Here is an 839-nt window from a genome sequence, read left to right on the forward strand (position 1 = left end):
CTGTTATTTTTTAACAATACGTATTGCTTATAACGGCGTGAAGGTGAAAACTGGTTTCCATCTTTACTATTTGTTTTTAATTCAGCTTTCAAAAGCATATTGAAGGAATATCACTTTAAATGATGAAGATGATGTACAGCTTCACTCTTTTGTTTCTCTCTTTTTAAATAGATGCACATCCGTTAAACAGAACGCCCAAATAGAACATGCTTGCGTCATACCCATTTCATAATAGTGCTCATAATAAATAGTATAGATCCTTCGTAAAAGCATATAAACTCCACATCTGTACGTTTATGAACAAGTCATCCTGCACCATTTATTTGCCATCTCTCAAGATGTTGCGCCAGCTCTTAGCACTTGAGAGAGAGGTACAAGTGCCCCTTTCTTTAATCATTTTATTTATACAGTTTTTTCTCTTGTGGCGTGCAAGTGAATAAATTTGATTAATTCAACCTACACAGGATTGAAGTGAGATAACTTTACGCTATTCAGGTCTTTCAATTTCAAGATGTAGATGATTATAGACTCAATGTAGAATAAAGAGTTTTGAAATTGGTATGGGGAATTCAGTGGAGCAATTCCAGAATCATTTTAAAAACATTTTCAACAGTTGCATGGCGGATAGCATTGCGATTAAGATGAGCAAAGTGCATTTTTTTGTGCAGGGGGGAGTGATTTTTGTAAGCAACTGCGCAATGCACAAGTCCTACAGGTTTATTAAGACTTGCACCTCCTGGACCAGCAATCCCTGTTACAGAAACTGCAATGTCAGCTTGTGAATGTTTTAATCCACCCTCAGCCATTGCAAGAGCAACTTCTTTTGAAACGGCGCCATA

General features: G+C 36.7%; 1 protein-coding gene. It reads right to left on the reverse strand.

What is annotated here, in order from left to right:
- Positions 1–569: 569 nt before the first annotated feature.
- A partial coding sequence (locus tag ACFIKE_RS11865) for a CinA family protein (protein ID WP_375650148.1) occupies positions 570–839 on the reverse strand: 270 nt, incomplete at its 5' end.

The sequence above is a fragment of the Bartonella sp. MU70NMGDW genome (assembly GCF_042194085.1).
Taxonomy (GTDB): Bacteria; Pseudomonadota; Alphaproteobacteria; order Rhizobiales; family Rhizobiaceae; genus Bartonella; species Bartonella grahamii.